22 protein-coding genes and 1 pseudogene are annotated in these 26,217 nt (G+C 65.8%); 10 read left to right on the top strand and 13 right to left on the bottom strand.

The features are described from left to right. Positions 1-53 precede the first annotated feature (53 nt). From B0E47_RS17280 to B0E47_RS15090, 3 genes and pseudogenes are all read left to right on the top strand, one after another. Positions 54-425: pseudogene (locus B0E47_RS17280) on the top strand (CDP-alcohol phosphatidyltransferase family protein); the annotation flags it as partial. Positions 426-494: 69 nt separating this feature from the next. Next, complete coding sequence (locus B0E47_RS17285) at positions 495-1,082, top strand: lysophospholipid acyltransferase family protein (RefSeq protein WP_254422981.1); 588 nt, start codon at positions 495-497, stop codon at positions 1,080-1,082. Beyond that, entirely contained in the window at positions 1,079-2,017 is a 939-nt protein-coding gene (locus tag B0E47_RS15090) for a phosphatidate cytidylyltransferase (protein WP_077515092.1), read from the top strand. The genes B0E47_RS17285 and B0E47_RS15090 overlap by 4 nt, the downstream gene beginning before the upstream one ends. Before the next feature lie 13 nt (positions 2,018-2,030). Here the strand turns inward: B0E47_RS15090 and nadD are convergent, their stop codons facing one another. From nadD to B0E47_RS15130, 8 genes are all read right to left on the bottom strand, one after another. Beyond that, the gene (gene nadD, locus B0E47_RS15095; protein WP_084775382.1) at positions 2,031-2,666 is read right to left on the bottom strand and encodes a nicotinate-nucleotide adenylyltransferase; all 636 of its coding nucleotides are present in this window, start codon (positions 2,664-2,666) and stop codon (positions 2,031-2,033) included. Next, entirely contained in the window at positions 2,663-3,673 is a 1,011-nt protein-coding gene (gene holA, locus B0E47_RS15100) for a DNA polymerase III subunit delta (RefSeq protein WP_084775384.1), read from the bottom strand. The genes nadD and holA overlap by 4 nt, the downstream gene beginning before the upstream one ends. Next, a complete protein-coding gene (gene lptE, locus B0E47_RS15105; RefSeq protein ID WP_077515094.1) occupies positions 3,673-4,221 on the bottom strand; it encodes an LPS assembly lipoprotein LptE in 549 nt (182 codons plus the stop codon). The genes holA and lptE overlap by 1 nt, the downstream gene beginning before the upstream one ends. A 5-nt stretch (positions 4,222-4,226) precedes the next feature. Further along, a complete protein-coding gene (gene leuS / locus B0E47_RS15110) occupies positions 4,227-6,983 on the bottom strand; it encodes a leucine--tRNA ligase (protein WP_077515389.1) in 2,757 nt (918 codons plus the stop codon). Between the two features lie 114 nt (positions 6,984-7,097). After that, a complete protein-coding gene (locus B0E47_RS15115; RefSeq protein ID WP_077515095.1) occupies positions 7,098-7,706 on the bottom strand; it encodes a PqiC family protein in 609 nt (202 codons plus the stop codon). Next, positions 7,703-9,388: an MlaD family protein gene (locus tag B0E47_RS15120; protein WP_077515096.1), complete on the bottom strand. Its 1,686-nt coding sequence runs from the start codon at positions 9,386-9,388 to the stop codon at positions 7,703-7,705. The genes B0E47_RS15115 and B0E47_RS15120 overlap by 4 nt, the downstream gene beginning before the upstream one ends. Continuing rightward, positions 9,381-10,034, bottom strand: coding sequence for a paraquat-inducible protein A (locus tag B0E47_RS15125; RefSeq protein WP_077515097.1), 654 nt, complete (start codon positions 10,032-10,034; stop codon positions 9,381-9,383). Before B0E47_RS15125 ends, B0E47_RS15120 begins: the two co-directional genes overlap by 8 nt. Further along, positions 10,031-10,642 (bottom strand): paraquat-inducible protein A, encoded by a 612-nt coding sequence (locus tag B0E47_RS15130; RefSeq protein ID WP_254422954.1) that lies wholly within the window; start codon positions 10,640-10,642, stop codon positions 10,031-10,033. Before B0E47_RS15130 ends, B0E47_RS15125 begins: the two co-directional genes overlap by 4 nt. A gap of 152 nt (positions 10,643-10,794) precedes the next feature. On the opposite strand from B0E47_RS15130, the gene trxA reads away from it, so the two are divergent. Together trxA and B0E47_RS15140 are read left to right on the top strand one after the other, a co-directional pair. Then, the gene (trxA, locus tag B0E47_RS15135; protein WP_077515099.1) at positions 10,795-11,661 is read left to right on the top strand and encodes a thioredoxin; all 867 of its coding nucleotides are present in this window, start codon (positions 10,795-10,797) and stop codon (positions 11,659-11,661) included. A 139-nt stretch (positions 11,662-11,800) separates the two neighbouring features. Continuing rightward, the gene (locus B0E47_RS15140) at positions 11,801-12,253 is read left to right on the top strand and encodes a DUF4442 domain-containing protein (protein WP_077515100.1); all 453 of its coding nucleotides are present in this window, start codon (positions 11,801-11,803) and stop codon (positions 12,251-12,253) included. A gap of 168 nt (positions 12,254-12,421) precedes the next feature. Here B0E47_RS15140 and B0E47_RS15145 read toward each other — a convergent pair whose 3' ends face one another. The 3 genes from B0E47_RS15145 to B0E47_RS15155 all read right to left on the bottom strand — a co-directional run bounded on the left by B0E47_RS15145 (position 12,422) and on the right by B0E47_RS15155 (position 14,169). Further along, the gene (locus tag B0E47_RS15145; protein WP_254422955.1) at positions 12,422-13,096 is read right to left on the bottom strand and encodes a hypothetical protein; all 675 of its coding nucleotides are present in this window, start codon (positions 13,094-13,096) and stop codon (positions 12,422-12,424) included. Next, positions 13,093-13,620 carry an RNA polymerase sigma factor gene (locus B0E47_RS15150; RefSeq protein ID WP_077515102.1) on the bottom strand — a complete coding sequence of 176 codons (528 nt, stop codon included), beginning with the start codon at positions 13,618-13,620 and terminating at the stop codon, positions 13,093-13,095. Before B0E47_RS15150 ends, B0E47_RS15145 begins: the two co-directional genes overlap by 4 nt. A gap of 105 nt (positions 13,621-13,725) precedes the next feature. Continuing rightward, positions 13,726-14,169, bottom strand: a complete 444-nt coding sequence (locus B0E47_RS15155) for a MerR family transcriptional regulator (RefSeq protein WP_168171080.1) — start codon at positions 14,167-14,169, stop codon at positions 13,726-13,728. 73 nt (positions 14,170-14,242) lie between these two features. Between B0E47_RS15155 and B0E47_RS15160 the strand changes: the two genes are divergently transcribed. Next, a complete protein-coding gene (locus B0E47_RS15160; protein WP_077515104.1) occupies positions 14,243-15,073 on the top strand; it encodes an oxidoreductase in 831 nt (276 codons plus the stop codon). 23 nt (positions 15,074-15,096) lie between these two features. Here B0E47_RS15160 and B0E47_RS17290 read toward each other — a convergent pair whose 3' ends face one another. Next, entirely contained in the window at positions 15,097-15,294 is a 198-nt protein-coding gene (locus B0E47_RS17290) for a hypothetical protein (protein WP_254422956.1), read from the bottom strand. Positions 15,295-15,410: 116 nt separating this feature from the next. Here B0E47_RS17290 and B0E47_RS15165 point away from each other — a divergent pair, with 116 nt between their 5' ends. The 4 genes from B0E47_RS15165 to B0E47_RS15180 all read left to right on the top strand — a co-directional run bounded on the left by B0E47_RS15165 (position 15,411) and on the right by B0E47_RS15180 (position 24,452). Then, complete coding sequence (locus tag B0E47_RS15165; protein WP_254422957.1) at positions 15,411-17,417, top strand: alpha/beta fold hydrolase; 2,007 nt, start codon at positions 15,411-15,413, stop codon at positions 17,415-17,417. 122 nt (positions 17,418-17,539) lie between these two features. Then, complete coding sequence (locus B0E47_RS15170; protein ID WP_254422958.1) at positions 17,540-19,519, top strand: alpha/beta fold hydrolase; 1,980 nt, start codon at positions 17,540-17,542, stop codon at positions 19,517-19,519. Positions 19,520-19,987: 468 nt separating this feature from the next. Next, a complete protein-coding gene (locus B0E47_RS15175; protein WP_254422959.1) occupies positions 19,988-21,583 on the top strand; it encodes an alpha/beta fold hydrolase in 1,596 nt (531 codons plus the stop codon). Between the two features lie 115 nt (positions 21,584-21,698). Then, complete coding sequence (locus B0E47_RS15180; RefSeq protein ID WP_077515390.1) at positions 21,699-24,452, top strand: M14 family zinc carboxypeptidase; 2,754 nt, start codon at positions 21,699-21,701, stop codon at positions 24,450-24,452. A 41-nt stretch (positions 24,453-24,493) separates the two neighbouring features. Here the strand turns inward: B0E47_RS15180 and B0E47_RS15185 are convergent, their stop codons facing one another. Then, positions 24,494-26,173 carry a M28 family metallopeptidase gene (locus B0E47_RS15185; protein WP_254422960.1) on the bottom strand — a complete coding sequence of 560 codons (1,680 nt, stop codon included), beginning with the start codon at positions 26,171-26,173 and terminating at the stop codon, positions 24,494-24,496. Between the last annotated feature and the right edge of the window lie 44 nt (positions 26,174-26,217).

Below are 26,217 nucleotides of genomic sequence, written 5' to 3' on the forward strand. Positions count from 1 at the left end.
CTGCAGACTCGATTCGCGCGACCGGCGCGATCAGGGATGAACACGAGGCCAGCATGATCGGAACCGACCGACGACCCATCGCGGCGCGCGACAGCGCATGGGCGAAGTCCGTCACCGGCGCACTGGTCCGCACGTCGATCACGCCGAACCAGATCTCCTGTGTCAGCGTGCTGTTCGCCGTGCTGGGCGCCGCCGCGCTGCTGACGATGGCCGATCCTTTCGGCAAGCTGGTGTGCGCCGCGTGCATCGTGCTGCGGCTGCTTTGCAACATGTTCGATGGCATGGTCGCGGTCGAGGGTGGCAAGGGTACGCCGGCCGGCGCGCTGTTCAACGAGATACCTGACCGGCTGGCCGATTCGCTGTTCCTGGTGGCACTCGGTTACGCCGCCGTGTTGCCCTGGCTGGGCTGGTTGTGCGCCTTGCTGGCAGCGCTCACTGCCTACGTCAGGGTGCTTGGCGGTTCGCTGGGGCTGGCCCAGGATTTTCGCGGGCCGATGGCCAAGCCGCACCGCATGTGGCTGCTGGTCGGCGCGCATGCGCGCTGGGTCGGTTGCGCACCATCGCCCGCGCAACGGATCTACTTCGCCAACCATTCCAGCCACCTCGATACGCTGGCGCTGTGGTCGGCGCTTCCGCCGAACCTGCGCGCCACCACCCGGCCGGTGGCGGCGCGCGATTACTGGGGCCACGGCGGCGCCCGCGGCTTCATCGCCGATCACGGTTTTCGCGCCGTCTACATCGAGCGTGACCGCAGCCGTTGCGAAGGCGATCCGTTGCAACCGCTGCGGGATGCACTGGACACCGGCGAGTCACTGATCATCTTCCCCGAAGGCACGCGCAGCCAGCAGCCGCTGCCCCTCCCCTTCAAGGCCGGACTGTTCCATCTGGCCCGCGATTATCCGCAAGCGGAACTGGTGCCGGTCTACCTGGACACGCTGCACCGGAGCATGCCCAAGGGCAGCCTGCTGCCGGTACCGCTGACCTGCGTGGTGCGCTTCGGCGCAGCGCTGCGACTGCAGGCGAACGAAGACAAGGACGACTTCCTGCAACGCGCCCACGCGGCGGTGGTGGCACTGGCATGACGGCACAAGAAAAATTCTGGTGGGTGATGGGCGGCGTGCTGGCGCTGTTGCTGCTGGCCAGCACGATCGGCTGGTGGCTGGGACGGCGCGCGCCGCAAGGCAGGCGCGAGGTGATCGACAACCTCAACGCGCGCATCCGCGCCTGGTGGTGGATGGCCGCGCTGCTGTGCGCCTGCTTCGTGCTGGGCCGCGTCACCACCCTGGTGTTCTTCGCGCTGGCCTCGTTCTTTGCGCTGCGCGAGTTCGCCACGCTCACGCCGACCCGACGCGGCGACCACCTGCCGCTGGTGCTGTGCTTCTACGTGGCGATACCGCTGCAGTACTGGCTGATCGGCATCGACTGGTACGGCCTGTTCGCGATCTGCATCCCCGTCTACGGCTTCCTGCTGCTGCCGGCGATCACCGCGCTCGACGGCGATATCGAGAATTTCCTCGAGCGCACGACCAAGATCCAGTGGGGGTTGATGCTCACGGTGTACTGCGTCAGTTACGCGCCCGCCGTACTGCTGCTGCACATCCCCGGCTACCAGGGGCAGAGCCTGCTGCTGATGCTTTATCTGTTGCTGGTGGTGCAGATCAGCGACGTGTTGCAGTACGTGTTCGGCAAGCTGTTCGGCCGGCACAAGCTCGCGCCCCGGGTGAGCCCGTCCAAGACGGTCGAGGGCCTGCTCGGCGGCGGCCTCTCGGCCACCGCGATCGGCGCCTGCCTGTGGTGGATCACGCCGTTCACGTTCTGGGGCTCGGCCGGCATGTCGCTGGTGATCGTGCTGGCCGGCTTCCTCGGCGGACTGGCCTTGTCGGCGGTCAAGCGCAGCATCGGCGCCAAGGACTGGGGCAGCATGATCGAAGGCCATGGCGGCATTCTCGACCGGCTCGACTCGGTGACGTTCGCCGCGCCGATCTTCTTCCACATCGTGCACTACGCTTACATGTGACCCCGCGCCCGGGTCAGCGCTGGCGATACGGCGAGAGCAGTTCCGGCGCATCGAACAGTCCCGCCGGCAACTGGTAGCGCGGCTCGCGGCCGGCGGCGAGCAACTGGCGAATGCGCGTGGCCGAGATTTCAAGCGGCGTGACCGACAGCGCCATCACGTGGCCGGCCGACGCGGACTGCAACGAAGTGGAATCGTCCACCCAGCGATCGACGGTCTCGCGCTGCAATTCCTCGGGCAGCGTGGCCTGCTCGCCCGGTCGGCTGAGCACACCGATGTGGGCCAGCTCGAACAGCCTGCGCCAGCCATGCCAGTCCGGCAGGCCGGCGAACGCGTCCGAGCCGAGCAGCAGGACCAGCGGGCGATCGCCATGCTCGTCACGCAACTCGACCAGGGTGTCGACGGTGTAGGACGGTCCGCTGCGTCCCAGCTCGCGTGCATCCAGGATCAGCCGCGACTGGCCGCGCAGGGCGACTTGCAGCATCGCCAGCCGCTGTGGCGCACTTGCCATGGGCAGCGGACGATGCGGCGGCTCCCCGGACGGCATCATCAACACATCGGCATCGAGCAGTTCGGAGGCTTCCCACGCCACGCACAGGTGGCCGAGATGGATCGGGTCGAAGGTGCCACCGAAGATCGCCAGCGGTTTCACGCCAGCGCCCTGGCCGCGCGCGGCTCGGCGATGGCCGCGATCAGGCGCTCCGCCTCCAGCCACGCATCGCCGGTTTCGCGCCCCTTGGCCATGCGGTCGATCCGTGCGGCGCGCGCCAGGCATTGCAGCCAGTGTTCGCGCGGCGCACGGCGCAGTGCCTGGCGGAACATCTGTTCGCGCGACTGCCACAACCGCTCGACCTTGGCCTGCGCCGCGAAATTCTGCGCATTGGCCAACCGCAGCGCCAGCTGCAATTGATTGACCAGCCAGCCCATCAGCGCGATCAACTCATCGCCCTCCGCGCGCAGGCCGGCCAGCACGCGCAGTGCGCGCGCGCCATCGCCAGCGAACGCCGCATCGGCGAGCTTGAAAACATCGTAGCGGGCGCTGTCGGCGACCAGGTTCTCCATTTCGGTCGCGTCGATCCGGCCTTCGCCATGCAAGACCAGCAATTTGTCAACTTCCTGCGCGGCCGCGAGCAGGTTGCCCTCGACCCGTTCGGCCAGCAGGGCCACCGCATCGGGCGTGGCGGTCAATCCGCGCGAGGCCAGGCGTGCGCCGATCCACGCGATCCACTCATGCGGTTTGGGCGCGTTGAACACCACCATGCTGCCGCTGGCATCGAGCTTCTTGCTCCAGGCGCCGTCGTGCTTGCTGCTCCATTCCAGCGCGGTAATCAGCAGGCTGACGTCCGGTGGCGGGTCGGCGCAAAACGCATTGATCGCCTTGGCGCCATCGATGCCCGGCCGCCCCGTGGGCAGACGCAGGTCGATCAACCGGCGGCTGGCAAACAGCGACATGCTGGCACCGGCCCGGGCGAGATCATCCCAGTCGAAATGCTGGCCGGCCTCGAGCACCTCGCGTTCGCCGTAACCAAGCTTTCTGGCCTGCGCGCGCAGCGCATCGGCGGCTTCAAGCACCAGCAACTCGTCGCCTGCCAGCAGGTAGACGGAGTCCAGCCGATCGGACGCCAGCGCCTTGGCCCACTGATTCGCGCTGAGCGGCATCAGTGGACGCTGGCGGCTGCCGCCGGAGCGGACGCCGGATGCTGCGCGGCGGCCTGCAGGCGGAACAGGATCGCCTGCACCATGTCGTCGTCGAGGCTCTTCTGGATCTGCTCGACCTGCGAGGCATTGCCGATCGTGTCGCTGGCGTCGTAACTGTATTCACGCGACATGTTGATGTGCTGCAGCGGCACCAGCGCCTGCCCCGCCGCGTCGGTTACCTGGAACTGCACGGCATAGTGGATGGAATATTCGCTGATGCGCGCGTAGCCACCGGAGGTCAGCGTGTCGGTAGTGAAAGCCGCCGTCGGCACCTGCAATTCGGCGATGCCGGGGCCGGCATCGTCCTCGACGGTGATGCCGGAAGTCTCCAGCGTGCGCGTCAGCTGGCGCTGGAAATAACTGTCGCCACTGATGGTCAGATGCACCCGCTGCATCGACGCCGGCAATCGCGCGTTCTCGCGCAGGTGAAATCCGCACGCGCCGAGTGCGATCGCGGCGAGCAGCAGCACCGTGGCCTGGATGGAGCAGCGTACATCGGTAAAGCTCATGGAGGTCACCCTGCGACGATGTTGACGATCTTGCCGGGCACCACGATGACCTTGCGCACCGTCATGCCTTCGAGGAAATGCACTACCTGTGGTTGCGCACGGGCCATGGCCTCGGCTTCATCCTTCGAGGCGTTGACCGGCAGTTCGACGGTAGCGCGCAACTTGCCGTTGATCTGCACCGCCAGGGTCACCACGTCGCGCACCAGCGCGGCCGGATCGGGCCGCGGCCAGGGCTGGTCTTCAAGCACGGCCGGCGCATGCCCGAGCACCTGCCACAGTGCATGGCTGACGTGCGGCACGACCGGATTGAGCAGCAGCACCATCGCTTCCAGCGCCTCGTGGCGCACCGCGCGGCCCTGTTCGCTCTGGTCGGTGAACTTGCCCAGCGCGTTCAGCAGCTCCATCAACGCGGCGATCGCGGTATTGAATGCGTGGCGGCGGCCGAAATCGTCGCCGACTTTCTGGATCGTCTCGTGCAACTGCCGGCGAAACGCCTTCTGGCCGGCATCCAGCGCAGCCGGATCGGTCACCGGATGATCCGGGTTTGCCGCGTGCGTGGTCACCTCGCGCCACAGCCGCTTGAGGAAACGCGCCATGCCCTCGACGCCGGCCTCGTTCCATTCCAGCGACTGCTCCGGCGGCGCGGCGAACATCGAGAACAGGCGCACGGTGTCGGCGCCGTACTTGTCGACCATGGTCTGCGGATCGATGCCGTTGTTCTTCGACTTGGACATCTTCTCGGTACCGCCGATGTGCACGCTCTGGCCATCGGCCTTGAGCACCGCGCCGCTGACACGGCCGCGCTCGTCGCGATGCACCTCGACGTCGGCCGGGTTGATCCAGTCCTTCGAGCCATCCGCGTTGTCGCGATAGAACGTCTCGGCGATCACCATGCCCTGGCACAGCAGGTTCTGCGCCGGCTCGTCCGAATGCACCATGCCGGCGTCGCGCATCAGCTTGTGGTAGAAGCGAAAATACAGCAGGTGCATGATCGCGTGTTCGATGCCGCCGATGTACTGGTCGACCGGCAGCCAGTAGTTGGCGCGTTCGTCGATCTGCGCATTCGCGCCGGGACTGGTGTAGCGCGCGTAATACCAGCTCGATTCCATGAAGGTGTCGAAGGTGTCGGTTTCGCGCTCGGCCGGACCGCCGCACTGCGGGCAGGTGGTCTTGCGCCATTCGGGGTCGGCCTTGATCGGTGACTGCACACCGCTGAAGGCGACGTCCTCGGGCAACACCACCGGCAGCTGGTCTTCCGGCACCGGCACGGCCTCGCACTTCGGGCAATAGATCACCGGAATCGGGCAGCCCCAGTAGCGCTGGCGGCTGACGCCCCAGTCACGCAGGCGCCAGTTGATCCGGCGCAAGCCGCTGCCATCGCGTTCGAAGCGCGTGGCCAGCGCATTCAGCGCCTGGGCGAAGTCCATGCCGTCGTACTCGCCGGAATTGACCAGGGTGCCGCGAGGAGTCCAGGCGGCCTCCTCGCGAATGCGACGCTCGAATTCCTCGACCGCCCGCACCGGCGCGGAAACATCCTGCGTGTTGATGCCGCGGCCTTCCAGCGCGGCGAGCATCGGGTCGATGCCGACGCCCAGCGAAAGGTCGTGCTCGATCTGCTTCAACGCGGCCAGCACCGAATCGTCGACGATGACCATCCTGATCGGCAGGCCGTATTTCTGCGCAAACTCCCAGTCGCGCTGGTCGTGCGCGGGCACCGCCATCACCGCGCCGGTGCCGTAGCCCATCAGCACGAAGTTGGCGACCCAGATCGGCACCGGCTCGCCGGTCACCGGATGGATCGCGCGCAGGCCGGTGTCCATGCCGCGCTTGTCCTGGGTCTCCAGCTCCGCCTCGGATACGCCGCCGTGCTTCAGTTCGGCGATGAAGGCCGCCAGCTTTTCATTGTCCCGTGCGGCCCGCAACGCCAGCGGATGTTCGGCCGCAATCGACAGGAAGGTCACGCCCATCAGCGTGTCGGGACGGGTGGTGAACACGCTCAGCGGTTCGCCTTGGCCTTCCGGCGTGAAGTGGATTTCCAGCCCTTCGCTGCGCCCCAGCCAGTTGCGCTGCATGGTCTTGACCGCATCGGGCCAGCCCGGCAGCGCGTCCAGCCCGTCCAGCAGTTCCTGCGCGTAGTCGGTGATCTTCAAAAACCACTGCGGAATCTCGCGCTTTTCCACCACCGCGCCGGAGCGCCAGCCACGGCCGTCGACGACCTGCTCATTGGCCAGCACGGTCTGGTCGACCGGGTCCCAGTTCACCACCGCGTTCTTGCGATACGCCATGCCTTTCTTCAGCAGACGCGTGAACATCAGCTGTTCCCAGCGGTAATACTCCGGGCGGCAGGTGGCGAACTCGCGACTCCAGTCGATCGCGTAGCCCATCGACTTGAACTGGCTGCGCATGTGTTCGATGTTGGCGTAGGTCCATTTGGCCGGCGCGGTGCTGTTCTTGATCGCGGCGTTTTCGGCCGGCAGGCCGAACGCATCCCAGCCCATCGGCTGCAGCACGTTTTTGCCGTTCATGCGCTGGTAGCGGCTGATCACGTCGCCGATGGTGTAGTTGCGCACGTGCCCCATGTGCAGCGCACCGGACGGATACGGCAGCATCGACAGGCAATAGAATTTCGGGCGACTGGAATCCTCGGTCACCTCGTACGCGCGCTGCGCGTCCCAGTACTGCTGCGCGGCTGCCTCCACCAGCTGGGGCCGGTAGGCGGCCTCGTCATGTTCGGGGGCGGTCGTGGCTTGAATGTCCTGCATGATTCCGGTGCCGTGGTGCGGTTGGCGCAACCCGGCGGAAGCCGGCTGCGGTGAACTGGACAGACTAGCCCAGCGCGGGCCGGCCGCCAAGCCGTGGCGCCCGGCCGGGCGGGCTCAACCGGCAGGACAACTGGCGGACTGACCGGCGGCGAGCGCCCGCGCCACGACCGCGATCTGCCCGGCCAACTCGTCCAGTGCCCGCTGGTGGCCCTGCACCAGTGCGTCGTAGCCCGATCCGACCGATTCGCGGACGCGGCTGCTGCAGGCCAGCGACGCCGGCTTCGCGCCATGTGACCAGCGCACGCTCCACGCTCCCTCGATCAAGGCGTAAGCGCCTGGCTGCGAATCGAAGCGGCGCAGATCAACCCGGACCTGCAGCGCGGGTTTGCCCGCGGAAGGCATGCCGCCGACGTCCCGGCCAGGCAGCGCACGCGTCAGGTCAGCCGACAGCGCACCGCGCACCTCGTCGGCCAGCGGCGCGATCCAGCGTTCGCCTTCGAGCAGCGCCACGCTCTGGCCGCCCTCGCGCACGACCAGTTGCGGCTGGTCGACCTGCGCCGGCACGCTCACCGGCAACAGCTCGAACGCCAGCGACGTCGCCGGGTTCGGTGGTTCGGCCGCCGCCGACGGCAGCAGCGTGTAGTAATGCATGGGCGCCGAAGCACAGGCGCCCAGCAACGCGGCGGTTGCGACCAGCAACAGCACGTTGGCGTGACGGATCATGGCTGGCTCCCGGGTTTCGGCTGGCTGGCCGGCGCCTGCGGCGTCGGTGACGGATCGGCGCGGCGTCCACGCAGCAGCGCTTCCGGATGACCACCCAGATAATCGGTGAGCACGCGCAGCGAACGCGCCATGCGCTGCACCTGCTCCAGTGTGGCGCCGAGGTTGCGCTGCAGCGGCGAATCGCCCGAAAGCGCGTCGTTCGCCGTGCCCATGGTCTTCTGCACGCCGTGCAAGGTGTCGTTGAAGGCGGGCAAGGTCTGCCCGTTGACCTGCTTGAGGGTGGCATTGAGCCCGGCCAGGCTCTGGTCGATGTTCTTGCCGATACTGTCGAACGGGACCTTGTCGAGCTTGTCCACGATGTCGGCCAGTTGCTCCTGCAATTTGTCGAAGCTGCCCGGCGCGGTCGGTATCGTCATCGGCTTGGCATCCGGGTCGAACGTCACCTTCGTGGCGTGCGGCACGAAGTCCAGCGCCACGTACAACTGGCCGGTGAGCAGGTTGCCGGTGCGCGCCTGCGCGCGCAGGCCCTGGTCGATCAGCCGGCCGACCATGCGCGACAGATCGGGGTTCTCGCCATGCTCCCTGGCCAGCGCTTCCAGCTTGTCGTAGGCGCTGCCAAGCCGCTGCGGGTAGACCACCGCGCCGACAATGACCGGAAACTTGTGGGTCTTTTCGTCGTAATCCAGCCGCACCGAGACGACCTTGCCGATATTGATGCCGAGGAAGTCCACCGGCGCATCCACCGCCAGCCCGCGCACCGATTGCTCGAAACGCATGCGGATATATTGCGGCTCGCCGTCCGGCGGAGCCATCGCCGTGGCACGGTCGCCAAACAACGTGAAACTGGTGTCCTCCGGCGCACGAATCGTGTCGTGCGGACCCGGCGGATCCTGGAACGCCACGCCACCGGCCAGCACGGCCGCCAATGACTGCGTGTTGAGCTTCAGCCCATTGGCACCCAGCGAAAGGTCCACGCCGCTGGCATTCCAGAAGCGGCTGGACTGGGTCACATACTGGTCGTTCGGCCCGTCGATGAAGATATGCAGCGATACGCCCTTGCCGTTCCTGTCCAGCGCATAGGACGCCACGCGGCCGACCTGGATGCGCCGGAAGTACACCGGCGAACCGACGTCCAGCGAACCGAGGTCGTCGGTGTGCAGGACGAAGCTGCGCCCGGGTGCGTCATGCTTGACCGCGGGAGGTATTTCCAACGCCTGGAAATCGTCCTCCGGCTCGTTCGATTCGCCCACGTCGGCGCCGATGAAGGCGCCGGAAAACAAGGTGTCGATGCCGGACACGCCACCCAGGCCGATGCGCGGGCGCACCACCCAGTAGCGGGTCCCCTTGGTCGCGAAGCTGCTGGCACTCTTCTCCAGCGCCACCGATACCAGTACGTGGCTGCGGTCTTCGCTCAGACGGATCTTCTTGACCTTGCCGATCACCACGTTCTTGTACTTCACCGGCGTCTTGCCGGCATCCAGCCCTTCGGCGCTCTGGAAGCTGATGGTGATCTGCGGACCGGCCTGCAGCCAGCTGTTGACCACCAGCGAGATCCCGACCAGGGCGGCCAGCGCCGGGATCAGCCAGATCAGCGAGGCGCTGAAGCGCCGCCGCTTCACCACCGGCTGCGGCAATTCCTCGGGCGACGGGAGGCCGTGTTCGCTCTGGCTGTCTTCAGTCATCGGTGTTCCTGCCATCCCAGATCAGTCGCGGATCGAAACTCATCGAGGCGAGCATCGTCAGCACCACGGTCAGCCCGAAAAAAATCACGCCGGGCAGCGGTTCGACCCGGCTCAATACGCTGAAGCGCACCAGCGCCGTCAACAACGCCACCACGAACACGTCCAGCATCGACCAATAGCCGATGAACTCCACCAACCGGTACAGTTTCGCACGCTGCGGCCGGGCCCAGTCGCTGCCGCGCCCACTGCTCAGCAGCAGCATGCTCAGCGAGAGGAACTTCAGCATCGGCACCACGATGCTGGCGGCAAACACGATCACCGCCAGATCCGGCGAGCCCTTCACCCAAAGCTCGACCACGCCGCTGATGATGGTGTTGTCGTCGATATCGTTCAAGCTGGCGGTGCGCATGATCGGCAGCACGTTCGCCGGAATGTACAGGAGGAACGCGGCAATCAGCAGCGCCCACGTGCGCGTGTAACTGTTCGGCTTGCGCCGATGCAGGGTGCTGCCACAGCGCGGACACGCCATCGCGTCATGCACGCCATCACCGTCGAGCCGCTCGTCGCCCGGCACGCTGCGACAGACCAGGCCGCAGACATGGCAGCCGATCAAGCCCAGCTCGGTGGCGCGTGGCAACCCGCTCATGGCGACCGCTCCGGCGTCTGATGCCACAACTGGCGCAGATCCACTCCGGCGAAGATGGTGATCAACAGGGTCAGCGCGGCATAGGCGTAGATGCCCGGATCGGCCACCACGTCGAAATAATTGTGCGCCTTGACGATCGCCACCAGCGCGCCGAGCACGAACACCTCGCTCATCGTCCACGGCCCGAGATAATGCAACCCCACCATCAGCGGCGCGAAACCCGGCGCGCGCCGGCCCAACCGACCGAACCACAGGAGCCAGCCCAGCACAAGCATCTTGGCGAGCGGGAAAAAGAACAGCGTGGCCGCCGCCAGGACCGCCACCACCTGGGCGTCCTGTTGCCACATCGTGATGATCATGCCCCACAGCGTGGTAGCGCTGTACTGGCCATTCAGGCCCAGCGTGACGATCGGCCACATGTTCGCCTGCACGAACACGATCAGCGCCGTCAGGATCAGCGCCAGCAGCGCGTTCACCCCCAGTGCGCGATGCCGATCCAGCTCGAAGCCGCAACGCGCGCAGCGTGCCACCTCGCCGCGCGCGAGCGCCCGCCGCCGATACACGGTGTCGCAGTGCTCGCAGATCAGCAGCGCTTCGGACGGACGCATGCGCATACCCTGGGTAACCTGTTCCGCTGGGTCGATCGGCGGATTCTCGCAAATCCTTCGTGAACGCGCTGGTCGGTTCGACCCGGCATGCTTGATATGCTGAACGTCGCCCTGATCTGAAACCGCGTAACCCATCCCTGCCGGAGCCTTCCGTGACCGCTGCCGCCACTGCCCATGTTTTCGACATCGACCAGCAAACCTTCGAATCGCAGGTGCTGCAGGCGTCGATGGACACACCCATCCTGGTGGACTTCTGGGCAACCTGGTGCGAGCCGTGCAAGTCCCTCGGGCCGACCCTGGAAAAGCTGGCTGCCGAATACAACGGCGCGTTCCGGCTGGGCAGGGTCGATGTGGATGCCGAGCAGGAACTGGCGGCGATGTTCGGCATCAAGAGCATCCCGACGGTCATGCTGGTCAAGGACGGCCAGGTGCTCGACGGCTTCACCGGCGCGCTACCGGAAGGCCAGTTGCGCGAGTTCCTCGGCCGCCACGTGCAGCCGCTGGAGGGTGAACCGGCGGAAGCCGACAGTGTTGACCCCGCAGCGGAGACACCCGAGGCGGCGATCAACCGCCTGCAGCAGGCGATCGCCACCGAACCGGCAAAGGCCGAGCTCAAGCTGGAACTGGCACTGGCCCTGATGCGCGCCGGCCAGGTCGGCGCCGCCCAGGCCGAGCTGGACGCCCTGCCCGCCAACCTCGCCACCGACGCGCAGGCCCAGCGCCTGCGCAGCGAACTGGAACTCGCCCACGCCGTGCAGCAGGCCCCCGCGGCGGCCGAACTGGAGCAACGCATCCAGGCCAATCCCGAGGACTGGCAGGCGCGCGACCAGCTGGGCGTGCGCCTGCTGCTGGAGGGCCATCCCGAAGCCGGCCTCGAGCAGTTCCTCGTCATCCTGCAGAAGGCCCGCGACTGGAACGACGGCCAGGCAAAGAAGCGCCTGCTCGCGGCCTTCGCCACGCTGGATGATGCCGAGCTGGTCGGGCGATACCGGCGGCGGATGGCGTCGATGTTGTTCTGAAGCCGGGATTCGGGATTGGCGATTCGAAATTCGAAAGAGCATGACGCTTCGCTTTTTCAGACCGCTGCCCGGCAAACCCGTACTCACGCGTATGTTCAGTTAAACTGGGCTGAATTCCTGTTGCCCGGACACTTCCCGAATGCGTGCCAGCACCTTTCGCCACCTGCTCAATCTGTGGCCACCTTTCCTGATCAATGCGATCCGCGTGCAGTCGCTCAGCGACGACTACAGCGAGGCGAAGGTGGTGCTGCGGTTGCGGCCGTGGAATCGCAACTACGTGAAGAGCCAGTTCGGCGGCAACCTGTTCGCGATGGTCGATCCGTTCTGGATGCTGCTGGTGATGCACCAGCTGGGCAACGACTACTACGTATGGGACAAGGCGGGCGCAATCGACTTCGTGGCACCCGGCTACGAGGACGTCTACGCCCACTTCAAGCTGGAACCGGCGGTGGTCGATGAACTCCGGGCCGCGGCCGCAGGCGGCGACAAGGTGCTGCGTTGGTTCGAGACCGCGGTGACCACCACCAGCGGCAAGGTCATCGCGGTGGTGCGCAAGCAGGTCTACGTGCGGCTGAAGCCGCGGGCGCGCTGACCCACGGATTTTCCATTGACCAGGAGCGCCTCGTTGGAGCACACCCTGTGCGCGATAGCTCTTGCGAATCCCGGCTTTCAACAGACGAACGTCTGGTCATCCCGAATCGCGAATCTCGCGGAGAAGCATTCGCGCACAGGGTGCGCTCCTACCGATGCGCAGACGACACTACTCGCGCTCGAAGCCGGCGAGCGCATCCAACTGTTGCGAGGCACGCAACAGGCTGCGACCACTCATGTCATCGACGAGCCGCCGCAAGGTCGGCGACTTGATCGACCGCCCGGCCAGGCGACGGGCCAGCCAGAGACACGCCCCCATGCCGATCACGCCCACGCCCATCGTCGCCCAGTACCAGCCGGGCGCCGCAACCGTATAGAGATCCACGCCCCACAGCCAGACCATGCCGACCGTGGTCACCGGCAACCACAGGAACCACCATGGCAGGCCCAGCAGCAATTGACTGCAGAAACGGAAGCGGCGCAGTTGGGCCAGTCGTTGCTGCAGCACCAGCACCGGCGCGTCGAACAGATGGATGCGGCTGAGCAGGAACAACTGCGTCGCCGCCGACCAGATTGCCGCGATGCCATAACCGTGCAAGAGCAAGCCGATCACCAGCAAGTGCGTGGTATGTCGATGCTGGACCCAGAACGACGCCACCCACACCACGAAGAGTACCCAGGCCGCGATCTCGATCATCTGCATCAGCAGACTCGAGCGCATCGAACTGCGGGCCTTGTCCAGCTTTCGATCATGAAAATCCCTTCGCAACCGCACGTCCATCGCGTCCTGACGCCGCTCCATGCGCGCCCACGCCAGCTTCATCTCATCGAGTTCCATCGTCATGCCCTCTTGCTTGTCGTCGCGGTCATCTGGCCGCGCAGCTTCTGTTTGATGCGACTGATCTTGGTCGCCACATTGGTTTCGCTGATGCCGAGGATCGCGGCCATCTCCGTATAATTGCGGTCTTCCAGGTACAGCAGGATCAACGCGCGATTGAGCGGATCGAGTTCGCCGATGAAGGTGTACAGCTCGGTCAACCGCTCGTCCGGCTCGATGATCGCCTCACCACCGCCCACGGTTTCCAGGTGATGCAACTGCAAGGGTTCGCAGTGTTCCGCCGCCGACCCGCGCTGCCGTCGCGCCTGCGAGATCGCCACGTTCAGCGCGATCCGGTACAGCCAGGTGGAAAACTTCGCCTGTCGCTCGTCATAGCGCGCGAACGAGCGCCACAGCTGCACGCTGATCTCCTGCACCAGATCCTCGTGATCGGCCGTGGTGCGGCTGTACAGCCCCGCCACCTTGAACACGATGCGGCGATGCTCGTGCAGCAGTGCTTCGAAACGTTGCTGGTCCTGCCTGGCGCTCATCCGGCCTGTTTCCCTGTGGTTCCATCCATGATTCGCCGGATGGCGGAAAAAATCACAGCCGGCGAATGATCCACCGCTCGCCCCTGCAACCCGCGAGATCGATTGTCACCGTACCTTGGCCCTCTTCGCCGCCACACCGACCGGCGCGCAATGGCCACCGACGCCGGTGCCAGCGAACGCCGGCTCGGCGCCGCACTCGCCGCCTTCGAGCCAGGCGATCTTGGCGCGCAGGTACTTCTTCATCATGCGGATACGCCCGGCCTTTTCCTCGATGGCCTCCAGCTGGCCTCGCATCACGATCAGCTTGCGCGCGGTGTCCATCGCGCCAGCCGCGTATTCGCGATTGAGCTCGACGATCTGCTTGAGCGTGAAGCCCAGTTGCTGTGCGGTGCGGATCAGCGCCGCGCGCTCCACGTCGGCGGCGGCAAACCGCTGGTAGCGGTTGCTGGCGCCGGCACCCACCTCCGGCTCGATCAGGCCCAGCTTCACGTAGAGGCGCACGGCATCGCGGGTCAGCCCGGCCCGAAGACAGAATTCGGCAATCAACATGACGCGCCTCTTGACTGTGGTGTTTACACCCTGGTTTAGACTGTACTCCACCGACCTCACCAAGGCACCCATCATGACCACCCGGATTGCATTAATCACCGGCGCCTCCTCCGGCATCGGCGAGGCAACCGCCCGACGACTGCTGACCGACGGCTACGTGGTCTACGCTGCCGCGCGACGACTTGAGCGGATGCAGACGCTGGCCACGGCAGGCGCGCGCCTGCTGGCACTGGACCTGACCGACGACGCCTCGATCGTCGCCGCCGTGGAAGGCATCCGCCGCGCCGAAGGACGCCTCGATATGCTGGTCAACAACGCCGGCTACGGCTCGTATGGCGCGCTGGAGGATGTACCGCTCGCCGAAGGACGGCGGCAGTTCGAGGTCAACCTGTTCGGGCTGGCCCGGCTGATCCAGCTGGCCACGCCGATGATGCGTGCCCAGGGCAGCGGCACCATCGTCAACATCACCTCGATCGGCGGCAAGATGCACGAGCCGCTGGGCAGCTGGTACCACGCCACCAAGTTCGCCGTGGAAGGCCTGAGCGACTGCCTGCGGATGGAGCTGGCACCATTCGGCATCGATGTGGTGGTGATCGAACCGGGCGCGATCCGCACCGAATGGAGCGGCATTGCGAGGGACAGCCTGCTGCAGCATTCCGGCCACACCGCGTACGCCGAACAGGCCGCTGCACACGCACGCATGCTGGCCGCCAGCGACACCTCGAAGATGGTCTCGGCGCCCGACGTGGTCGCCCGCACCATCGCGCGTGCTTTGCGCGCACGCCGACCGCGCACCCGCTACGCCACCGGCGGTGGCGCGCGCACCATCCTGTTCCTGCGCTGGATGCTCGGCGACCGCGCGTTCGACGCGGTGATGCGGATGGCCGAGAAAGGACTGGCCTGAGCGCGCGCCCTCGCCATGACGACTCAGGCCGGGTTCCAGGCATGCTCCGGGTAGTAGCGCCGCATCGCGCGATCGACAAAGGCCGGCAGATTCGGCCGCGTTTCCACGGCACGACGCAGCGGCGTCTCGAAGAACGGCGTGGCCACGCAACCCGGCACATCGCGACCGCCGATGTGTCGATCTCCGCCGAAAATTCCGATGACTTTACCGACGGCAGGCACGGTCGGTCATGACGGTTGTCCGCTCGCCACGAGCACCATGTCGCTGCTATAAACTGGAATCCGTACGCGGCCACGCATGAGGTGCGGCCGCGCCGTGACCACAGGGGAACTCGATGATGGATAGGCGACGCTGGATCGTGGCGGCTTTGCTGTTGCTGTTTGTGTCCGTGCTGCAGGCGCAGCCGGTGTCCTTCGCCGACCTGGCGAAGCATCCTGAATACCGCGAGGTGAGGATCTCCCCCGACGGGAAGTACGTCGCCGCGACCGCGTTGCTCCAGGGCGGACAGACGGTGCTGGCCTTGGTCGACTTGGCAACCAGGAAGCCGATCATCTTGCGCCTGCGCGAAGGCGATGATGTGGTCCGCTTCGACTGGGTGGGGCCGGAACGGCTGGTGTATTCGGTCGGGCATCGAATAGGCGGCTATGACGCACCGCTGAGCACGGGCGAGCTGTTTGCGGTCAACGGCGACGGCAGCGGCGCCAACATGCTGTACGGCTACCGCAAGACCGCCGTGAACGCCGACTCCGGCTCGCTGATCCCGCACGCCACCACCGAACGGGGCACGGCGAGCCTGATCGCCGCGATCCCCGACGACCCGCAGCACATCCTGGTCTCGGTCAGCCTGTGGGATACCACCGGCTATGAGCTCAACCTGCCGGTCGCGTACCGGATGGACGTGCGCAGCGGCGACAAGATCAAGATGCTGACTGCGCCAATGCGCGGCGCGGAGTTTCTGGCCGATCACCAGGGCCGGATCCGTTTCGCCTACGGCGAGGCCAACGACGGCAGCTGGAAGGTCTACGAGCATCCGCTCAAGGGCGACGGCTGGACCCTGCTGCCGGAGTTCAGCAACAACCGCTCCACGCCGCTGGCGTTCAGCAGCGACGACCGCACCGTGTATTTCGAATGCCCTGCCGGAGCCGCCGGCTTCGGCGTGTGCAGCTGGGATGTGGCGACGCGCAAGCTGGCTACCGTGTGGAGTAACCAGAGGGTGGAGGAGGACGACTTGGCGCAGGGCCTGGCCAGGGACAGCATCATCGGCGTGAGCTTCACGGACGGGCGCCCGGGCCTGTCGGTGTTCGACTCGCAATCGGCCGATGCGCAGGCGCTGATCATGCTGATGAAGCAGTTCCCCGGCGAGCAGGTCAGCTTCACCTCCGGCACCACCGACGGCGGCCTGAGCCTGGTGCTGGTCCAGGCCGACGCCGATCCCGGCGCGTTCTATCTGTTCGATCCCAAGGCGCACAAGCTGACCATGCTGCTGCCGCGGATGCCGTGGATCGACCCGTCGCAGATGGCACGCAAGCAACCGATCGAGTTCGCCGCGCGCGACGGCCTGAAACTGCAGGGCTATGTCACCTACCCGCCCGGTGAGGAAAGCGCGAAGCAACTGCCGATGGTGGTGGTGGTGCACGGTGGCCCTTACGGCATCCGCGACCGCTGGGACTATGACCCCGACGTGCAGGCCCTGGCGACACGCGGCTACGCGGTGCTGCAGGTCAACTTCCGCGGTTCCGGCGGCTATGGCTACGACTTCGTGAAAGCCGGCTGGCGCCAGTGGGGCGGCACGATGCAGGACGACGTCACCGACGGCACCCGCTGGGCGATCGCGCAGGGCATCGCCGATCCCAAGCGCATCTGCATCTACGGCGTCAGCTACGGCGGCTATGCGGCATTGGAGGGCGCGATGAAGGAACCGGATCTGTACCAGTGCACGATCGGCTACGTGGGCATCTACGACCTCCCGCTGATGTTCCATCGTGGCGACACGCATGATTCCAGCTGGGGCGAAGACTTCCTCAAGCGGGCACTCGGCAACGACATGGCGGTACTCGCCAGTCATTCGCCGATCAACCAGCTCGATTCACTCAAGGCCAAGGTGATGCTGGTGGTCGGCGGCAAGGACTACCGCGTGCCGGAGATCCAGGGCCTGCACCTGCACCAGGCCCTGCTCGACCGGCACATCGCCCACGAGTGGATGCTCAAGCCGGACGAGATGCACGGCTTCTACAACGAGGCGAACGTCACCGAGCTGTATACCCGCATGCTGCAGTTCATCGGTGCGAGTATCGGACCGGGGATGACGGGCAAGGCGGCAGCGGCAGGTGCCGCTGCGCATTGAGTTTCAGCGCGCGACGCAGATAACGGCTGGCGCAGTGCCCGGAGCAGCGCCTGGGCATCCATGGACGGACCTCCCGTCGCGGACTTGCGAGCACGCCGTGACTCCGGGAATGGTTCCGCCACATGGAGATTCAAACGATGCACTTGCGACACTGGATCGCCGCACTGGCCCTGTTGCTGATCCCTGCCGCGCTGTGCGCGCAGCCCGTGTCATTCGCCGATCTGGCAAAACACGTCGAGCACGGCACGGTAAAGATTTCCCCCGACGGCGCCTACCTGGCCACCACCAATGTGGTGAAGGGACAAACGGTGCTGGCCTTGATCCGCCTGTCCGACAAGATGGAAAGCACGGTGCGCCCGCGCGACGGCGACGATGTCGTCAACTACTGGTGGGCCTCATCCGGTCGCGTGCTGTACACGGTGGGTATCCGCGACAGCCAGTTCGACGAGCCGTACAGCCTCGGCGAGATCTATGCGGTTGATGCGGATGGCGGGAATCCGAAGATGCTCTACGGATACCGTATGGCCAATACGGCCGCACCCGAGCGTGGCTGGGCCGAGGTGATTGGCGGCATCGCGCATGACCCAGACCATGTGCTGGTCGGAATTACCCCGTGGGAAAAGCAGTACCCGCACAATCTGCTGCCGGTCGCGTACCGGATGGATGTGCACACCGGCAAGAAGATCGCGCTGACCGCCGCGCCGATCGAGGACGCGGAATTTGTTGCCGATCATCAGGGCCGGATCCGCTTCGCCTATGCCGAGGACGCTGACGAGCGGATGCGGGTGTACATGCTGCAGGACGATGGCAAGAGCTGGCAGTTTCTGCCACAGATCAGCGCGCAACGCGCGGTTCCGCTGGCCTTCGATGCCGACGACCGCGTCGCGTACTTCGACTGCCCCCAACCTGCGGGAGTCTCGGCCATTTGCACCTGGGACGCGGCAACGCACCGATTGACACCGATCTGGAGCAACGCCCGGGTCGAGGCCGATGGCATGCTGCGCGGTATGGCCAGGGACAGCCTCATCGGCATCAGCTTCACCGATGGCCGGCCCGCAGTAGCCCTGCTCGACAACCAGTCGGCGGATGCAAAGGCCTTGCTGATGCTGATGAAGCAGTTCCCCGGCGAGATCGTGCGTTTCGTCTCCGGCAGCCGCGATGGACGCCTCAGCGTGGTGCTGGTCGAGGCCGACGCCGACCCGGGCACCTTCTACCTGTTCGACCACAGCGCGCACAAGCTGACCTTGTTGCTTTCGCGCGCGGCATGGATCGACCCCGCCAAGATGGCGCGCAAACAGCCATTCGAGTTCGCTGCACGCGATGGTCTCAAGCTGAAGGGTTACCTAAGCTTTCCACCTGACCAGGGCGGCGGCAAAAACCTGCCAATGGTGGTCATGGTGCACGGTGGCCCATACGGAATACGCGACGATTGGGGCTACGAGCCCGATGTGCAGGCACTGGCTACCCGTGGCTACCTGGTGTTGCAGGTGAACTTTCGCGGTTCGGGTGGCCGCGGCCGCGCTTTCGAGCATGCCGGCTGGCTCGAATGGGGCGGCAAGATGCAGGACGACGTCACCGACGCCACCCGCTGGGCGATCGCGCAGGGCCTGGCCAACCCCGGGCGCATCTGCATTTTCGGTGCGAGCTATGGCGGCTACGCCGCTTTGGAAGGCGCCGTGAAGGAGCCTGACCTGTACCAATGCGCGATCGGCTACGCCGGCATCTACAACCTGCAGTTGATGTTCAAACGCGGGGACATTCCCCAGTCCAAGACCGGCAGGAACTACCTCAAGGAAGTGCTGGGAACCGACATGAACCTGCTGGCCAAACGCTCGCCGGTCAATCAACTCGACTCATTGAAGGCCAGGGTGATGCTGGTCGTGGGTGGTGCGGATACGCGAGCACCGCCGGTACAGTCACTGGAACTGCGCAAGGCGCTGCGCAAACACCAGATGGACCCGGTGTGGCTGTTCAAACCCAGGGAAGGCCACGGGTTCCTGGGAGAGGCCGACAATGTCGAGCTCTATACCCAGCTGATCCAGTTCCTCTCGGCAAACATCGGCCCCGGCGCTACCCCGGCAACCACAGCCGCCACGCACTGAACGATTGCTACCCCGCGATTGCGCCCGGGCGACGGCGCAACCATGCATGGCGCGAGCACCCAAAGGAGAATCCGGGGATGAAATCGCAACAAGGCATCATGGCATTGCTGCTGTTTTTCGCAAGCATGGTTCAAGCCGCACCGGTGTCCTTCGCGGATCTGGCCAGGCACTTCGAGTACACCGACGTGAAGATCTCGCCGGACGGGAAGTATCTGGCCGCATTGAGCGTGGTCAAGGATCAGCATGTGCTCGCGTTGCTCCGCCTGTCGGACAAGCAGGGGCGGGTACTTCATCCGCGCGAAGGCGACGACGTCACCGACTTCTGGTGGGCGTCGCCGGGCCGGGTCGTCTACACGGTTGGCACCCATGTCGGCGGTATCGACCAGCCGCTGTCGACCGGTGAATTGTTTGCCGTGAGCGCCGATGGTGGCGATCCGGAAATGCTCTACGGATACCGCAAGGGGGGGCATGACCACGGGCACCCTCATCCCGCACGCGGTCAGCGCCCGTGGCACGGCACGATTCATCGCCTCGATCCCGGGCGATCCCCGCCATGCGCTGGTGTCGATCAGCTCATGGGATGCGGCGGGCAGCCAGCGCGACCTGTCCCAGGCAGAGCGGATCGACCTGCAGAACGGCAACCTGAAACCGATCATCGCCGCGCCGGGCCGTGGCATGTCGTTCGTTGCCGATCACCAGGGACACATCCGCTTCGCCTACGGCGAGGAGGATGCCGGCGACATCAAGGTCTACCTGCACCCGGTCGACGGCGAAGGCTGGCAGGAGATGCCGGATGTCGAGCCGACGCGGTCCATTCCGCTGGCCTTCAACCGGACCGACAGCCTGGTCTATTTCACCTGTACCCCCAAGGATGGCGGATTCGGCATCTGCAGCTGGAGCCCGACCACGAAGCAGTGGGATACGGTGTGGAGCAATCCCCGGGTCGAGGCCAGCGGGCTGCTGCAGGGCATGGCCAGGGACGAGATTGCCGGCGTGCGCTACGAGGATGGCCGCCCGGGGGTGGCGCTGTTCGACGGCGACTCGGACTACGCGAACATCCTTATCGGATTGATGAAGCAGTTCCCCGGCGAGGATGTCCGTTTCGTCTCCGGCAGCAGTGATGGCCGGCTGAGTATCGTGCGCGTGGATGCGGACATGGATCCGGGCACGTTCTACCTGTACGAGCGCGATACCCGCAAACTCACCTCCTTGCTGGCGGTGGCCTCGTGGATCGACCCGCAGCAAATGGCCGCCAAGCAGGCGTTCGATTTCAAGGCGCGCGACGGCCTGCCACTGCAGGGTTATGTCAGCTATCCACCGGGTGAGGAGGAGGCCACGCACCTGCCGATGGTGGTGTATGTCCATGGCGGCCCCTATGGTGTACGCGACGACTGGGATTACGACGCCTATGTACAGGCGTTGGCGACGCGCGGCTACGCCGTGTTGCAGGTGAATTACCGCGGCTCTGGTGGCTACGGCTACGAGTTTGAAACGGCGGGTTGGCGGGAATGGGGCGGCAAGATGCAGGACGATGTCAGCGATGCCACCCGCTGGGCGATCGCCCAGGGCATCGCCGACCCTCGGCGCATCTGTATCTTCGGCGCGAGCTATGGCGGTTACGCGGCGTTGGAAGGCGCGGTGAAGGAACCCGATCTGTACCAGTGCGCGATCGGCTACGTGGGTATCTACGATCTGCCGCTGATGTACCGGCGCGGCGACATTCCGCAATCCACCTATGGCGAAGGCTATCTGAAGCGCGTCCTGAGTACGGACATGCAGGCGCTGGCACAGCGCTCGCCAATCAACCAGCTCGATCGACTCAGGGCGAAGGTGATGCTGGTCGTCGGCGGCCAGGACGAACGCGTGCCGCCGATCCAGGGCAGGCATCTGCACGACGCGCTGCTCAAGCGACACATCGCCCACGCCTGGATCGACAAGCCAGGCGAAATGCATGGCTTTTACGACGAAAAGGATGTCGCCGCGCTGTACGACCAGATCGTGCAATTCCTGGGCGCCAACATCGGCCCGGGCACGTCTGCCGCCGCCAGCGCAGCAGCGCACTGACGGTCGGCGACACCCGACGATCGGCAACTACCCCGACTGATGGCCTACGCATGAACGTCGCCGTTCTGGCACAGTGCGGCGATCCATTGCCACGTCACCCGGGGGAACCATGGCCATGCCTGCCTGTCGTCGAATTCCGCTTACCGCCATGCTGGCGCTGCTCAGCTTCTGCGCCGTCGCCGCCACCGATCCCGATGGCTCGATCACCTACGCGCGCGATCCGGCGCAGCCGGTCGACCAGGCGTACACGGCGCAGATCCTGAAGGACACCACCGACCCGTCGTTCAATTCGCCGCTCACCGACTACCTGCCGGCCTCCAGCAGCGTACCCACGCCGGAAAAGGTGCTCGGCCACATCGCCGGGGCGCCGAACTACCTGCCCTACTCGGCCGACGTCTATCGCTACTTCCGCGCGCTGGCCGCAGCCAGTCCGCGGGTGAAAGTGTTCTCGATCGGCAAGACCGAGGAAGGCCGCGAGATGATCGCGGTGGCGGTGGCGGACGAGAACCTGCTGGCCGACCTCGATGCGAACAAGGCGCGGCTGGCGCAGCTCGGTGACCCGCGCACGATCGGCATGGACGACGCCACCGCCGACCAGCTGATCGCGAAATCGACCCCGGTCTACTACATCACCGGCACCATCCACTCCACCGAAACCGGCGCGCCCACCGCGCTGATGGAGCTGGCCTACCGCCTGGCGGTGGACAACGCGCCCTACATCAGGCACATCCGTTCGCACGTGATCACCCTGATCACGCCGATCGTCGAGGTGGACGGCCGCGATCGCCAGGTCGACCGCTACAACTGGCACCTGGCGCACCCGGGCGAGAATTACCCGCGGCTGCTGTACTGGGGCCATTACGTCGCGCACGACAACAACCGCGACGCGATGGCGATGACACTGAACCTCACCCGCAACGTGGCCGACACCTTCGTCGGCTGGCATGCGCAGGTGTTGCACGACCTGCACGAGTCGGTGCCGTTCCTGTACGACAACACTGTCGGCGATGGCCCGTACAACGCGTGGATCGACCCGATCCTCACCGGCGAATGGCAGCAACTGGGCTGGGACAACGTGCAGCAGCTGACCAAGCTGGGCATGCCCGGTGTATTCACCCACGGCGATTTCGACACCTGGAGCCCCGGCTACCTGATGTTCATCGCGGCGATGCACAACGGCATCAGCCGCCTCTACGAGACCTTCGGCAACGACGGCGCCGACACCGTCAAGCGCATCCTCGCTCCCGACGAATATCAGCGCACCTGGTACAAGCCGAACCCGCCATTGCCGGTGGTGACCTGGTCGCAGCGCGACAACAACAACTACCAACAGACCGGCCTGCTCACCGCCTTGAATTATTTCTCCGGCAACGGCCAGCTGTTCCTGAAGAACTTCTATCTGAAGAGCAAGCGCTCGATCGAGAAGCCGCAGAACGCCGGCCCGGCGGCGTACGTGTTCCCCGCCAACGACCCGCGCAGTGGCTCGCAGGCGCAATTGCTGCGCATCATGCAGCGCCAGCATGTCGAAGTCAGCCGCAGCACCGCACCGATCACGGTGACGCTGCCACCGGTGAAGTCCGACGACGGCAATTCGAAGCAGGCCACCTCGCGCAGCTTCCCTGCCGGCAGCTACATCGTGCGCATGGATCAACCGTACTCGCGCATCGCCGACACCTTGCTCGACCGTCAGTACTGGTCGCCGAAGGATCCGCAGAAGCATCCCTACGACGACACCGCCTGGTCGATGGGCGACTTGTTCGACGTGGAGGTGGCGCGGGTCATCGACAACAGCATCCTGAAGGCACCGATGAGCAAGCTCGACGGGCCGGTGAAGGTGCCTGCGGGGCTGGCGGCCATCGACGTGGCGCCGGCCAGGCTGCCACGCATCGCGGTGATGCACACCTGGCTCAGCACCCAGACCGAGGGCTGGTGGCGCATGGCGCTGGACCAGTTGCAGGTGAAGTACGACTACATCAGCACCCAGGACGTGGCGAAGATCAGCGACCTGCGGGCGAAGTACGACGTGATCCTGTTCGGGCCGGTCGGCGGCGCGAATACGCGGCGCATCGTCGACGGCATGCCGATGTGGGGCAACCCGATGCCCTGGAAAACCACCAAGCTCACGCCGAACATCGGCCGCATCGACAGCACCGATGATGTCCGTCCCGGCCTGGGCGAGAGCGGCGTGGCGAATCTCAAGCGCTTCGTGCACGACGGCGGCCTGCTGATCACCGCCGAGGACACCGCGAAATTCGCGATCGACGTGGGCCTGGCACCGGGCGTGTCGGTCACGCCGACCGACAACCTGAGGGTGGTCGGCAGCGTGCTGCAGACGCAATTCGTCGATCGCCGCAGCCCGATCGCTGCCGGCTACAGCCGCGACGAGCTGGCCATCTACAGCGCCGAGGGACAGTCGTTCAAGATTTCCAACCTGCTCAACGGCGACCACGGGTTGCCGACCGCGCAGGACTTCCAGCGTCCCACCGGCCGCGGCGGCCCGCACGACACGGATACGCCCGAGGGCCGGTCGTCCGTCCCGCCGCCGGCGCTACCCGACGTGAAGCCGTGGCAGGCCACGCCACTCAACGACGAGCAGACGCGCAACAACCCCTGGGTGATTCCGGCCGACCAGCGGCCGCAGGTGATCCTGCGTTTCGCGGCCGCGGACAAGCTGCTGATCGCAGGCCTGCTCGACCACGGCAACGAAATGGCCGAACGCGCCGCCGTGGTGGACGCCCGTTACGGCAAGGGCCACGTGCTGCTGTTCGCCAGCAACCCGATGTGGCGCGGCGAGACCATCGGCAGCTACCCGCTGGTGCTCAACGCGATCGTCAATTTCGACAAGCTGGATACGCCGGCAAAGCCCTGAGGCAGAGCCTGCCGGTTCCGTAGCCGCAACGTCAGTCGCGGCTACGGACTCCTGGTCGGCGGCGCCATCATCGCGTCGCGCTTGGCCTTGAACGGGCTGTCGGCATACCAGGTCGGCCATACGCCGGCGTGACCCAGGTACTGGCCCAGTTCGTACAGCGCCTGGGTGTCCTCCAGGATGCCGGAATAATCCCAGTCCGGATTGAACACGTCGTTCGGCGTGTGATAGCGGTGCGCGGTGTAGTCTTCGGCCGCTTTCTCGCCCGCCGCCTTGCCGCCATCGAGCAGGTCCAGGCCCGAGCTGGCCAGCATCGCCGGCACCCCGGCACGGGCGAAGTTGAAATGATCGGAGCGGAAGTAGAAGCCGTTCTCCGGCGTCGTCTCCGGCGAAATCACCCGGCCCTGGCTCTTCAGGACACCGGCGAGCATGTCTTCCAGTTGCGACTGGCCCTTGCCGATCACGGTCATGTCGTGGGCGCGGCCGATGATCGGCAGCGCGTCCACCGCGATGTCGGCCACGGTGCGGTTCAGCGGGAACACCGGTTGCGCCGCGTAGTACTGCGAACCGAGCAGGCCGGATTCCTCCAGCGTGGGCATGAAGAACAGCACGCTGCGCTCCGGCGGCGTTTTCTGCTGCGCGAAGGCATCGGCGATCTCCAGCAGCATGCTCAGGCCGGTGCCGTTGTCGATCGCGCCGCTGAACACCTGGTGCCCCTTGCGCGAAGGGTCGCTGCCCAGGTGATCCCAGTGCGCGGTATAGACCACCACTTCATCGGCCTTGGTACTGCCCGGAACCATCGCCAGCACGTTCTTCGATTCGAAGTGGCCGATCTTGTTCTGCAGGCTGATCGAGGCCGTCGCCTTCAGCGGCACGGCCTTGAAGCCCGGCTTCGCCGCCGCGGCGGCGAGCCGGTCGAAGTCCATGCCGGCCGCAGCGAACAGGCGCGTGGCCGCGGCGTGGGTAAGCCAGCCGGCCACCGGCAGGCGCGGCGCCGGATCGACGCTGGGCGGCAGGCTCAGTTGCGGGCCGCGGTTGCCGTTCTGCAGCACGCTGAACGGATAGCCCGTCGCCGCGTCGCTGGTGTGCACGATGAAGCATGCGGCGGCACCCTGTCGTGCGGCCTCGGCATACTTGTACATCCAGCGACCGTAGTAGGTCATCGCGCGGCCGTTGAACAGTTTCGGATCGCCCGTGGCAAAACCCGGATCGTTGACCAGCACGATCACGGTCTTGCCTTTCACGTCCACGCCCTGGTAGTCGTTCCAGTGCCAGTTCGGCGCATCGGCGCCATAGCCGAGGAAGACGATCGGCGAATGCTTCAGGTCGACCTGCGCCTTCGACTGCAGGGTCTGCACCACCATGTCGACCTGGTTGGCGAAATTGGTGTGCCTGCCGCCGGCCGCCACATCCAGCTTCACGTTGCCGTTCAGCAGCAAAGTGCTGTCGGCCGGCACGGTCTGGAACCAGGAGCCGTGGTTGCCCGGCTGCAGGCCCATCCGCTTGAACTCGTCCACCAGGAAATCGAGCGTGCGCTGCGCGCCGATCGTGCCGGGCTTGCGCCCGCCGAACGCATCGGAGGCGAGTGTCTTGTCGAAGCGGGCGAAGTCCGCCGCATTGATCGACGGCGCCAGCGTCACCGGCGAAGCCTCCGGCCGGGCGGCCGTTGCCGCATGCAACGGCGTCACGACCAGGCCCAGGGTCATCAGCAACACGGAACTCATTGCGCGCATTGGTGCGCTCCCATCGGCGGAATCAGCCACCTTTG

The organism is Rhodanobacter sp. B05, from assembly GCF_002001085.1.
Taxonomy (GTDB): domain Bacteria; phylum Pseudomonadota; class Gammaproteobacteria; order Xanthomonadales; family Rhodanobacteraceae; genus Rhodanobacter.

Coding starts and splice junctions, on each gene's coding strand:
- lptE (WP_077515094.1), bottom strand. CDS start 4,221: ATGAGCTTTACCGATGTACGCTGCTCCATCCAGGCCACGGTGCTGCTG.
- B0E47_RS15165 (WP_254422957.1), top strand. CDS start 15,411: ATGGATAGGCGACGCTGGATCGTGGCGGCTTTGCTGTTGCTGTTTGTG.
- B0E47_RS15160 (WP_077515104.1), top strand. CDS start 14,243: ATGACCACCCGGATTGCATTAATCACCGGCGCCTCCTCCGGCATCGGC.
- B0E47_RS15145 (WP_254422955.1), bottom strand. CDS start 13,096: ATGACGATGGAACTCGATGAGATGAAGCTGGCGTGGGCGCGCATGGAG.
- B0E47_RS15125 (WP_077515097.1), bottom strand. CDS start 10,034: ATGAGCGGGTTGCCACGCGCCACCGAGCTGGGCTTGATCGGCTGCCAT.
- B0E47_RS15150 (WP_077515102.1), bottom strand. CDS start 13,620: ATGAGCGCCAGGCAGGACCAGCAACGTTTCGAAGCACTGCTGCACGAG.
- B0E47_RS15130 (WP_254422954.1), bottom strand. CDS start 10,642: ATGCGTCCGTCCGAAGCGCTGCTGATCTGCGAGCACTGCGACACCGTG.
- holA (WP_084775384.1), bottom strand. CDS start 3,673: ATGCCGCTCAGCGCGAATCAGTGGGCCAAGGCGCTGGCGTCCGATCGG.
- B0E47_RS15170 (WP_254422958.1), top strand. CDS start 17,540: ATGGAGATTCAAACGATGCACTTGCGACACTGGATCGCCGCACTGGCC.
- B0E47_RS15115 (WP_077515095.1), bottom strand. CDS start 7,706: ATGATCCGTCACGCCAACGTGCTGTTGCTGGTCGCAACCGCCGCGTTG.
- B0E47_RS15090 (WP_077515092.1), top strand. CDS start 1,079: ATGACGGCACAAGAAAAATTCTGGTGGGTGATGGGCGGCGTGCTGGCG.
- leuS (WP_077515389.1), bottom strand. CDS start 6,983: ATGCAGGACATTCAAGCCACGACCGCCCCCGAACATGACGAGGCCGCC.
- B0E47_RS17285 (WP_254422981.1), top strand. CDS start 495: ATGGCCAAGCCGCACCGCATGTGGCTGCTGGTCGGCGCGCATGCGCGC.
- B0E47_RS15175 (WP_254422959.1), top strand. CDS start 19,988: ATGACCACGGGCACCCTCATCCCGCACGCGGTCAGCGCCCGTGGCACG.
- B0E47_RS15120 (WP_077515096.1), bottom strand. CDS start 9,388: ATGACTGAAGACAGCCAGAGCGAACACGGCCTCCCGTCGCCCGAGGAA.
- B0E47_RS15185 (WP_254422960.1), bottom strand. CDS start 26,173: ATGAGTTCCGTGTTGCTGATGACCCTGGGCCTGGTCGTGACGCCGTTG.
- B0E47_RS15180 (WP_077515390.1), top strand. CDS start 21,699: ATGCCTGCCTGTCGTCGAATTCCGCTTACCGCCATGCTGGCGCTGCTC.
- B0E47_RS15140 (WP_077515100.1), top strand. CDS start 11,801: ATGCGTGCCAGCACCTTTCGCCACCTGCTCAATCTGTGGCCACCTTTC.
- B0E47_RS15155 (WP_168171080.1), bottom strand. CDS start 14,169: ATGTTGATTGCCGAATTCTGTCTTCGGGCCGGGCTGACCCGCGATGCC.